This is a genomic window from Jeongeupia sp. HS-3 (assembly GCF_015140455.1).
In the GTDB taxonomy this organism is placed as follows: domain Bacteria; phylum Pseudomonadota; class Gammaproteobacteria; order Burkholderiales; family Chitinibacteraceae; genus Jeongeupia.
In genome coordinates, this window is record NZ_AP024094.1 from 2864854 (window position 1) to 2873970 (window position 9117).

The 9117-nt window shown below is 62.3% G+C and carries 12 protein-coding genes; 10 read left to right on the plus strand and 2 right to left on the minus strand.

Annotation, left to right across the window (positions count from 1 at the left end; translation table 11 throughout):
* Positions 1-46: 46 nt before the first annotated feature.
* The 5 genes from JLC71_RS13760 (at position 47) to JLC71_RS13780 (ending at position 3788) form a co-directional block, all read left to right on the plus strand.
* A complete protein-coding gene (locus JLC71_RS13760) occupies positions 47-376 on the plus strand; it encodes a c-type cytochrome (RefSeq protein ID WP_200916015.1) in 330 nt (109 codons plus the stop codon).
* A 160-nt stretch (positions 377-536) separates the two neighbouring features.
* A complete protein-coding gene (dksA, locus tag JLC71_RS13765) occupies positions 537-953 on the plus strand; it encodes an RNA polymerase-binding protein DksA (protein WP_200916016.1) in 417 nt (138 codons plus the stop codon).
* Positions 954-956: 3 nt separating this feature from the next.
* Positions 957-1394, plus strand: a complete 438-nt coding sequence (locus tag JLC71_RS13770) for a Fur family transcriptional regulator (RefSeq protein WP_200916017.1) — start codon at positions 957-959, stop codon at positions 1392-1394.
* Positions 1395-1569: 175 nt separating this feature from the next.
* Positions 1570-2640, plus strand: a complete 1071-nt coding sequence (gene aroG / locus JLC71_RS13775; protein WP_200916018.1) for a 3-deoxy-7-phosphoheptulonate synthase AroG — start codon at positions 1570-1572, stop codon at positions 2638-2640.
* A gap of 110 nt (positions 2641-2750) precedes the next feature.
* The gene (locus JLC71_RS13780; protein WP_200916019.1) at positions 2751-3788 is read left to right on the plus strand and encodes an FUSC family protein; all 1038 of its coding nucleotides are present in this window, start codon (positions 2751-2753) and stop codon (positions 3786-3788) included.
* Here JLC71_RS13780 and JLC71_RS13785 read toward each other — a convergent pair.
* A complete protein-coding gene (locus tag JLC71_RS13785; RefSeq protein WP_200916020.1) occupies positions 3785-4240 on the minus strand; it encodes a hypothetical protein in 456 nt (151 codons plus the stop codon). The genes JLC71_RS13780 and JLC71_RS13785 overlap by 4 nt on opposite strands.
* A 172-nt stretch (positions 4241-4412) precedes the next feature.
* Between JLC71_RS13785 and JLC71_RS13790 the strand changes: the two genes are divergently transcribed.
* The 5 genes from JLC71_RS13790 (at position 4413) to JLC71_RS13810 (ending at position 8700) form a co-directional block, all read left to right on the plus strand.
* The gene (locus tag JLC71_RS13790) at positions 4413-5756 is read left to right on the plus strand and encodes a bifunctional enoyl-CoA hydratase/phosphate acetyltransferase (RefSeq protein WP_200916021.1); all 1344 of its coding nucleotides are present in this window, start codon (positions 4413-4415) and stop codon (positions 5754-5756) included.
* Complete coding sequence (locus JLC71_RS13795; RefSeq protein WP_200916022.1) at positions 5757-6950, plus strand: acetate/propionate family kinase; 1194 nt, start codon at positions 5757-5759, stop codon at positions 6948-6950.
* 220 nt (positions 6951-7170) lie between these two features.
* Positions 7171-7914 carry a BPSS1780 family membrane protein gene (locus JLC71_RS13800; protein WP_200916023.1) on the plus strand — a complete coding sequence of 248 codons (744 nt, stop codon included), beginning with the start codon at positions 7171-7173 and terminating at the stop codon, positions 7912-7914.
* Positions 7915-7934: 20 nt separating this feature from the next.
* Positions 7935-8309, plus strand: a complete 375-nt coding sequence (locus JLC71_RS13805) for a diacylglycerol kinase (protein WP_200916024.1) — start codon at positions 7935-7937, stop codon at positions 8307-8309.
* Positions 8310-8358: 49 nt separating this feature from the next.
* The gene (locus JLC71_RS13810; RefSeq protein WP_200916025.1) at positions 8359-8700 is read left to right on the plus strand and encodes an antibiotic biosynthesis monooxygenase; all 342 of its coding nucleotides are present in this window, start codon (positions 8359-8361) and stop codon (positions 8698-8700) included.
* A 1-nt stretch (position 8701) separates the two neighbouring features.
* On the opposite strand, the gene JLC71_RS13815 is transcribed toward JLC71_RS13810, so the two are convergent.
* Positions 8702-9115 carry a DUF2721 domain-containing protein gene (locus JLC71_RS13815; RefSeq protein WP_200916026.1) on the minus strand — a complete coding sequence of 138 codons (414 nt, stop codon included), beginning with the start codon at positions 9113-9115 and terminating at the stop codon, positions 8702-8704.
* Positions 9116-9117 lie beyond the last annotated feature (2 nt).

The following is a 9117-nucleotide window of genomic DNA, read 5'->3' on the forward strand; positions in this document are numbered from 1 at the left end:
TATCCAAGCGTTTGCGCTGTTGCTAAGATGCTCTAATAAGACAACCATGCAAGGTTATGCCGTGAAGCTCGCCCCTTATGTGTCAGTCCTGTTTGCCCTGTCCTGTTTGCCGGCGCTGGCCGCCGACAATGGGGCCAAGCTGATCGCCAAATACAATTGTCTGGGCTGCCATTCGGTGGACACCAAAATCGTCGGCCCGGCGTACAAGGACGTCGCCGCCCGCTACCGCGGCCAGAAGGATGCCGAGGCAATGTTGATGAAGGAGGTGCGTGCCGGCACCAAGGGCAAATGGGGCGGGCCGGTAGCGATGCCGCCACAGCAGATCAGTGATGCCGATCTGAAAGTGATCGTGCGCTGGATACTGGCGCAGAAATAAACAGCGTTGAGAATCCCCTGGTGTGCCAAGTATTAACGCCGGGGGAGATAAAATGTCTTATTGCAATGGACACTCGACTTGATTAAGCTGCCTGCCCATTTGGCGCGTCATGCCTTTGTAAGCCTGAGCGCCCTGGGTTCTAGAATAAGCGAGTACGACGATGGCCAAACTCACAGAGAAAGACATCCTCAGCTGGAACGGTCCGGAAGAGGACTATATGAACCCGGATCAGCTCGAGTTCTTCCGGAATCTGCTGCTGAAGAACAAGGCTGAACTGCTGGCAAACGCCAGTCAGACCAGCTTGAACCTGCAGGAGCAGGAAGCAACCCCTGATCCCGCTGATCGCGCGACGCTCGAAGAAGAGTACGCGCTGGAACTGCGCACCCGCGATCGCGAACGCAAACTGCTGATGAAGATCGAGTCGACGCTGAAAAAAATCGACGACGGCTCCTACGGCTATTGCGAGGACACCGGCGAAGCGATCGGCCTTGGCCGCCTCGTGGCGCGTCCGACCGCGTCGTTGACGCTGGAAGCGCAAGAACGTCGCGAGCGGATGAAAAAGCAGTTCGCTGATTAAGCCATGAGCGGACGGGCTGTACTGCCCGCCGCGGCCGACTCGCTCGGCCCGGCGCGCGAGCTGATCGCCCGTACCGGTGCGCGGGTCACCGCCGCCCGCTTGCGCGTGCTCGCCACGCTCATTGCGGCACAGCGGCCGCTGTCCCATCTGGATGTCGTCGAAAGTCTTGATCCGGCGATAGACCGGGTCACCGTCTACCGGGTGCTCGAATGGCTGACCGACGAAGCGCTGGCGCACAAGCTGGCCGGTGACGACCGAGTCTGGCGTTTTTCGGTCGCGACGGTGCAGCACCGCCACGCCCACTTTCATTGCCGCGTTTGTGGCCGCTTCTATTGCATCGAATCGTTTCGTACCGACTTGCCGGTGACGCTGCCGCAAGGCTTTGCCGCCGAGGCGCTCGAGATCACCATCAAGGGCGTCTGCGCCGACTGCCGCGCTTGATCTACCCATGTGCATCGCATCGCGGCAATCCTTGCCGTGGCATTCGGGTCATCCCCAGTGTATTTAGCCCGCACCGCCCTTGTTCGGCCTTGGCTAAGACGCTAACCTAAGCGTTCGACAAGAATATGCCGCGTTGCATCAAGATCAGCGCGGCCGCCACGTTCAGGGATCCACCATGCATTACCAGACCGACGACGTTCGTATCCGCGAGATCAAAGAGCTGCTGCCGCCCGTTGCGGTACTGGAAAAATACCCGGTCACCCAGACCGCGTCGGCGGCGGTGTTTGAATCGCGTCAGGCGATTCATCGCATCCTCGAAGGTAGTGACGACCGTTTGCTGGTGGTCGTAGGCCCGTGCTCTATCCATGACACCAAGGCCGCGCTCGAATACGGCCAGATGCTCCTGAAACTGCGCGAGCAGTACAAGGACACGCTGGAAGTGGTGATGCGCGTGTACTTCGAAAAACCGCGTACCACCGTTGGCTGGAAGGGCTTGATCAACGACCCTTACCTGAACGACAGCTTCAATATCAATGACGGCCTGCGCATTGCCCGCAAGCTGCTGCTCGACCTGAACGATACCGGCCTGCCGACCGCGGGTGAATTCCTTGACATGATCACGCCGCAATATCTGGCCGATCTGATGAGCTGGGGCGCCATCGGCGCACGCACCACCGAGTCGCAAGTGCACCGCGAGTTGTCCAGCGGTCTGTCGTGCCCGGTCGGCTTCAAGAACGGTACCGACGGCAATATGAAGATCGCCATCGACGCGATCCGCTCGGCCGGTCAGCCGCACCATTTCCTTTCGGTGACCAAGATGGGTCACTCGGCCATTATTGCCACCGCCGGTAATCCCGATTGCCACATCATCCTGCGCGGCGGCAAGGAACCGAACTACGACGCCAACCATGTTCGCAGTGCGATGGCCGACCTGGCCGCCGCCGGCGTGGCGCAGAAGGTGATGATCGATTTCAGCCACGCCAACAGCCGCAAGGATTACCGCCGGCAGATGGAAGTCTCCAGCGATGTGGCGGCACAAATCGGTGAAGGCAACGCGGCGATTTTCGGTGTGATGATCGAATCGCATCTGGTCGAAGGCCGGCAGGATCAGGTCGAAGGCAAGGAACTGTGCTACGGCCAGTCGATCACCGATGCCTGCATCGGCTGGCCCGACACCGAAGCTTCGCTGGCCGAATTGTCCGACGCGGTGCTGCGCCGCCGTGCGCTGGCCAAGCTTGGCGCCTGATGGTTCGCCAGCACCGATGAAACGCCCCGCAGCGCGGGGCGTTTTTGCGTCGGCAGAATCACGTCGGCCGGAGATGCTGCAATGAGTCTCTTTGCCAAGGGTGTGTTCTGATGCGCTTGCCTCTGCACCTGCTGCAGTTGCGCGGTGATCCGCTGCCATGGCGCAAGGCTGTGTGCGCATTGGTCAGCGTGACCTTGCCGGCGCTGATCGCCGTCTGGCGCAATGAGCCGGTCGGCCTGTTGTTCGCCGCCGTGGGCGGGCTGTATGCATCGATGGTCGATTTTGGCGGGGCCTTCGGCCACCGGCTGATGACGCAGCTCGGCGGGCTGGTGCTGATCGTCGCCAGCGCGGCCTTTGGCGTGTTCATGTCGGCCGAACCGTACTGGCTGTTGCCGATCCTGGCGGTGCTGACCTTCGGGGTCGGCTGGTGTGACGGCACCAATCTCGCGCTGGAGACCATTCTGCGCATGGCGGTGCTGGCGCTGCTGATTTACGGCTTTACGCCAGGGCTGCCGGTCGATGCCTTGCCGTATGCGGTGCTGGGCGTGGCGGTCGGCACGCTGACCGTCGGCATCGATGGCGTGCTGTTCCGCCGGGTCATGCTGCTTGAGCAAGATCCCTTGCGGCTCAGACGCAATCTGGTGCGCATTCGTCGTGGCGCGACCGCCGGCTGGCGGCATGCGCTGGCGTATTCATCGGTGACCTCAGTGGCGCTGCTGATGGCTCTGGCACTGCATTTCGAGCGGCCGGCGTGGGTTGCGGCATCGACGCTGTTCGTGCTCCGCCCCGATGGCCCGGACAGCCTGCGCAGGCTGTTTCAGACCTGCTTCGGCACGCTGGCGGGGCTGTCGCTGACCTGGGCCATTGTCCGGCTCGGCCACTCGCCGGGTATTTTGCTGTGCTGGATCGCCTTCTTTGCCTTTGTCCGGCCGCTGGCGTTGGCGCTCAATTACTGGCTGGGCGCCGCTGCGATGACCGCGCTGGTGCTGGTGCTGCTGGACATCGTTTACCTGCCGCACGGCGGCGACATTCATCTGCTGCGGGTGCGCTTGCTCGATATGCTCACCGGCTGCGCGATCGCGCTTGCCGGCCTGCTGATTTTCAATCCGGCCGCAAGGCGCCATCTGGGCGCGCGGCTCGACGACTAGCGCCGCTGCGCCAGCTGCTCGCGCACGTAATGCTCGACATCGGCGACGTCGATCCGGCCCTGGTCGGCCAGCTCGGACAGATCGACACCCAGCCTCGCCGCCAGCCGGGCGGCATCGACCGAGACCGTCAGCCAGCCGCCGCTTGAGTCCTTTGCCGCCTCGATGCCGGCCGGCTCGGGAGGGAACAACCAACCGGTGGGCGCTTCTTCGATATCCATCAATGCCAGCAGCTCGCCCGCCAGCACGCGGTCGCCGATTTCGGCGGTAAAGGCCGCCAGCACGCCGGCCTCGGGCGCGGCGACGTCTTGCCGGCTGCCATCGGCGAGCGTGAGCGTCAGCAGCGCCACATCGGCAGCGACATGAGCGCCCACGGGGTGATGCAGCCGGGTGACGGTCGCGCTGCCGTCAAAGCCAGGCGCACAAATCAGGTGGGTTGTGGTTGCGGCGCTCATGGTCGTGAATATCTACGCCTTGTGTGCTTGAAGAGCTTGATCTGCGCCAACAAAGGTCAAGGCATTTGTCTTTAATGTGGAATGGTCAATTAATTTAATTGCAGTACAACAACGATCTTCCTACGATGCTGGCATATTTATCGTGAACTCATGCCCGTTGAAGGATCTACCGATGACCCAGGAAAACATCCTTTTCGAAGACATCCAGCCCGGCATGCGCTACACGCGTACGCATACGGTCAAGCCCGGTGATCTTACCCTGTTTGCGCTGATTGCCGGATCGCGCGAGATTGCCGGTACGCGTCAGGCGCCGGCGATTGGTGCATTTTCGCTGCTGTCGTCGACCGCGACCAATTTCTTCCCAGGCAATGGTTCGATTCTGGCCGGCCATTCGATGCAGTCCTACGGCTGGATTCGTGATGGCGATGTATTGTCGATCGAGCTGGTGGTGCAGGAAAAGGATGCGGGCACCCGTCAGGTGGTCGTCGATTGCCGCTGCGAGAATCAGGATGGCGAGGTCATCGCCTCGGGGCCGATCACGCTGATTCCGCCGACGGTGAAGAGCGAAAACCGCTTCGACGAACCACCACAACTTACATTGCGGCAGTACCACGTTTTCAGCACACTGCGTACCCAGGCTGCCGGGTTGCCGCCGGTGCCGACCGCGGTGGCGCATCCGACCGATCATGCCTCGCTGCTCGGTGCGCTTGAAGCTTGGGAGGCCGGGTTGATTACGCCGATTCTGGTTGGCCCGGAGGCCAAGATTCGCGCGGTAGCCGATCATGAAGGGCTGGATCTGACCGGTCTGCGTATCGTGGATACCGAGCATAGCGTCGCCTCGGCCGAGACCGCCGTGGCGCTGTGCCGTTCCGGCGAAGCGCAGGCGCTGATGAAGGGCAAGCTGCATACCGACGAGCTGATGCGCGCGGTGATGGCCAAGGAAGGGCTGCGTTGCGGCAAGCGGGTGTCGCATGTGTATGTGATGGATGTGCCGGCGTATGGCCGGCCGCTGTTGGTGACCGATGCGGCGATCAATATCGCGCCGGATCTGGCCGGCAAGGTCGATATCACCCAGAACGCCATCAATCTGGCGCAGGTGCTCGGCATTGCCACGCCGAAAGTGGCGATCCTCTCGGCGGTCGAGACCGTCAACGACAAGATGCCGTCGACACTGGACGCCGCGCTGCTGTGCAAGATGGCCGATCGCGGCCAGATCACCGGCGCGGTGCTTGATGGCCCGCTGGCGTTCGACAACGCCGTATCCAAGCTCGCCGCCAAAACCAAGGGCATCGATTCGCCGGTTGCTGGCGAGGCCGACATCCTCGTGGTGCCCGATATCGAGGCCGGCAATATGCTGGCCAAGCTGATGATTTATTTCGCTGGGGCCGAAGCCGCCGGCATTGTGCTCGGTGCACGTGTTCCTATCGTGCTGACGAGCCGTGCCGACGATGTGAAGTCCCGACTTGCCTCCGCCGCCGTGATGGCGCTGGTGGCGCATGCCAAAGGAAGCCATTAAATGAACGATCTTCTCCTCGTCATCAACGCAGGCTCGTCGAGCATCAAGTTCTCGCTGTTTGAAAATAACGCCGCTGACCCGGTGCTGCTGTACAAGGGCCAGATGGAAGGCATCTACGTGACGCCGCATTTCACCGCCCGCGACGCGAGCGACAAGAAGCTGGTCGATGAAGACCTGCCGGCCGATCTGCCCAAGAGCCACGACAGCTCGCTGCGCCACATCCTTGCCTGGCTCGACACCGTGACAGCCGGCCGCAAGATTGCCGTGATCGGCCACCGCGTGGTGCATGGCGGTACGCGCTTCTCGGCACCGGAACTGGTGACGCCGGAAGTCATCGCCGAGCTGGAAAAACTGATCCCGCTGGCGCCGCTGCACGAGCCGCACAACATCACCCCGATCAAGATCATGGGCGAGCTGCTGCCGGGCGTGCCGCAAGTGGTGTGCTTTGACACCGCCTTCCACGCCAACCAGCCCGAGTTGAACCAGCTGTACGCACTGCCGTACGAGTTCTCGGCCAAGGAAGGCATCCGTCGCTACGGCTTCCACGGCCTGTCGTACGAGTACATCGCCAGTGTGCTGCCGGCGATCGATACCCGCGCCGCCGAAGGCCGCACCGTTGTCGCCCACCTGGGCAACGGTTCGTCGATGGCCGCGCTGCTGGCGTGCAAGGGCATCGCCTCGACCATGGGCTTTACCGCACTTGAAGGTCTGCCGATGGGCACGCGTACCGGCTCGATCGACGCCGGCGTGGTGCTGCATCTGATCAACCACCTGAAGATGGACGCACAGCAGATCGAAGACCTGCTGTACAAGCAATCGGGCCTGCTGGGCTTGTCGGGCGTATCGAGCGATATGCGCGATCTGGAAAACAGCGACAGCCCGCGCGCCAAGCTCGCCATCGATTATTTCGTCAGCAAGGTCGTGCGCGAAGCCGCTTCGCTTGCCGCTGCGCTCGAAGGTTTCGATGCGCTGGTGTTCACCGCCGGCATTGGTGAAAACGGTGCCGATGTGCGCCTCAATGTCTGCCGCCAGCTGCGCTGGCTGGGTGTCGAGCTCGACGAAGCGGCCAACAAGATCCGTTCGGGCGAGCCGCGCCGCATCTCGCTGCCGGACAGCAAGATCGCCGTGTACGTGGTTCCGACCAACGAGGAACTGGTGATTGCCCGCGCTTCGCGCAGCTGCATCGCCGGGTAAAATCCGCACTCGCAGTAGCAAGCCGGCGATCTGATCGCCGGCTTTTTTTGCATCTGCGGTTTCATCGTGATTACATCATGGCCGGCCACACTGACAGCAGGCTGGTCGTCACCCTGAGGACGGCCGCGAAATCACCCCCTAAACTGGGAACAAGGACCGCTCGCAGCGGTCAGGTGAGGCTGACGCCACGCGGCACCCATACATAACAAGGAGAGAGACCATGGAGAACGAAATCGTCATCGACAGTGCGCCCGAGGCACGCCGGCTGCAAGCCGCCGCTGGCTGGCGCTGGATCGTCGAGGCCACGCAAATGTTTCGTGCCAACTGGCTGCAATGGTTGCTGATTACGCTGGTGTTCATCGTCATTGTCATGGGTCTGTCGCTCACCCCCATCATCAACGTGGTGTCGACCGTGCTGACGCCGGTGCTGCTCGGCGGGGTGATGTGGGCGGCGCAGGGCGCGCGGCAGGGGCGTACACCCGAGGTCGGCGACGTGTTCGCCGGTTTCCGCCAGCGGCCGCGCGAACTGCTCCGCGTTGGTTTGTACTATCTGATCGGGGTGATGATCGTTGCGCTGCTGCTGGTGGCGCTGATGTACGTGTTCAACCTGACCGAAACCTTCGAAGCGTGGCGCACCGCCGCGACGATGACCGACCGCCCCGACATCGGTGGCGCCGGCTGGCTGGTGGTGCTGCTCGGCCTGATCGGCATGCTGGTCGTCTACAGCTGCTACTTCTTCGCTCCGGCGCTGGTGATGCTGCACGGCATCTCGGCCAGCGAGGCGATGAAGCTGTCGCTGGTCGGCTTCTGGCGCAACTGGCTGCCGGTGCTGCTGGCATCGGCGATTCTCAGCGGCCTGGCCATCATCGCGATGATTCCGATGATGCTCGGGCTGATTGTGCTGATCCCGGTGGTGTTGCTGACCAATTACACCGCCTACGCCGACGTGTTCGATCCGCGATGAAACCCGAGCAGGAGCAGTGGATGAAGGAAAGTCCGTACAAGGGAAAACGTGGTTTTTCCCGTGTGGTGAATGCGCTGGGCTACTCGCTCGACGGCCTTGGCGCCGGCTGGCGCAACGAGGCGGCGTTCCGGCAGGTGTCGTTGCTGGCGGTGGCCGGGATCGTCACCGCCTTCGTGTTGCCGTTGCCGGCATGGGCCCGCGCCGTCGTCATCGGCAGCCATGTGCTGACGGTGATCGTCGAACTGCTCAACTCGGCGATCGAGGCGGCGGTCGATCACACCTCGCTGGAGAAACACCATCTGGCCAAACGCGCCAAGGATCTTGGCAGTGCGGCGCAACTGGTGTGTCTCGGCAATCTGGCGCTGATGTGGGGCTTGGCGCTGTTCGGCCGCTGATTTTTTCTGACAGTATTCGATACACTGCGCGCTTTGCCCGGAGCGCGCCGTGTATTCGAGCACCTTCATTTTCGAGAAAAAGCAGTACGACGCCGAGTTCGAGCGCCTCGATCCGCTGATTGCGGCGGCGGCGCGCTCGCACGCGGACTTTGCCGGCGAGGAATACTGGGAGAACCCGCACAACGGCCGCATCTGCGTCGTTTACTACTGGCATTCGCTTGACGGTCTGCACGCGCTGATGCGTGACCCGCAGCATATCGAGGCCAAGCGCCAGTATCAGCGTTGGTATCAGGGCTTCCAGGTGGTGGTTGCCGAGGTGGTACGCGCCTACGGCGACGGCCATTTCGCCGACCATCCCGCCGCAGCGTTCCAGACGCCGCAACCGGCCTGAATCAGCGGTCGAGCTTGCGCAGATCCTGTTCGATATCCTGCAACAGGATGTTGAGCGCGGTGTCCGAGATCAGTACTTCGGCGAGGCACAGCAGCAAGGACAGCACCATCAGCGCCAGGCTGACGATGAACATGAACTGCGCCGGGCCGGTAATGCCGAAGAACACCAGCACCATCGAGACGATGCACGACAGCAGGCTGACCACGCCGCAGGCCTGCATGCCGCGGATCAGCGCGACGCGGCGGCGGAAATTGCCGATCTGCCGCAGATTGTTGACGTGCGGGCTGCGCCGGTGCGTGTCGTACAGCTGGCGGATGATCGTCGACAACGCGAGAAAGCGATTGGTATAGGCGAGCATCAACAGCGAAATGGCCGGAAACAGCAGCGACGGCGTGGCCAGACTCAGTTCATTCATTA

Bases quoted from the DNA above. Each gene is read 5' to 3' on its own strand.
- dksA (WP_200916016.1), top strand. From the start codon at position 537: ATGGCCAAACTCACAGAGAAAGACATCCTCAGCTGGAACGGTCCGGAA.
- JLC71_RS13790 (WP_200916021.1), top strand. From the start codon at position 4,413: ATGACCCAGGAAAACATCCTTTTCGAAGACATCCAGCCCGGCATGCGC.
- JLC71_RS13760 (WP_200916015.1), top strand. From the start codon at position 47: ATGCAAGGTTATGCCGTGAAGCTCGCCCCTTATGTGTCAGTCCTGTTT.
- JLC71_RS13780 (WP_200916019.1), top strand. From the start codon at position 2,751: ATGCGCTTGCCTCTGCACCTGCTGCAGTTGCGCGGTGATCCGCTGCCA.
- aroG (WP_200916018.1), top strand. From the start codon at position 1,570: ATGCATTACCAGACCGACGACGTTCGTATCCGCGAGATCAAAGAGCTG.
- JLC71_RS13795 (WP_200916022.1), top strand. From the start codon at position 5,757: ATGAACGATCTTCTCCTCGTCATCAACGCAGGCTCGTCGAGCATCAAG.
- JLC71_RS13770 (WP_200916017.1), top strand. From the start codon at position 957: ATGAGCGGACGGGCTGTACTGCCCGCCGCGGCCGACTCGCTCGGCCCG.
- JLC71_RS13800 (WP_200916023.1), top strand. From the start codon at position 7,171: ATGGAGAACGAAATCGTCATCGACAGTGCGCCCGAGGCACGCCGGCTG.
- JLC71_RS13815 (WP_200916026.1), bottom strand. From the start codon at position 9,115: ATGAATGAACTGAGTCTGGCCACGCCGTCGCTGCTGTTTCCGGCCATT.
- JLC71_RS13785 (WP_200916020.1), bottom strand. From the start codon at position 4,240: ATGAGCGCCGCAACCACAACCCACCTGATTTGTGCGCCTGGCTTTGAC.
- JLC71_RS13805 (WP_200916024.1), top strand. From the start codon at position 7,935: ATGAAGGAAAGTCCGTACAAGGGAAAACGTGGTTTTTCCCGTGTGGTG.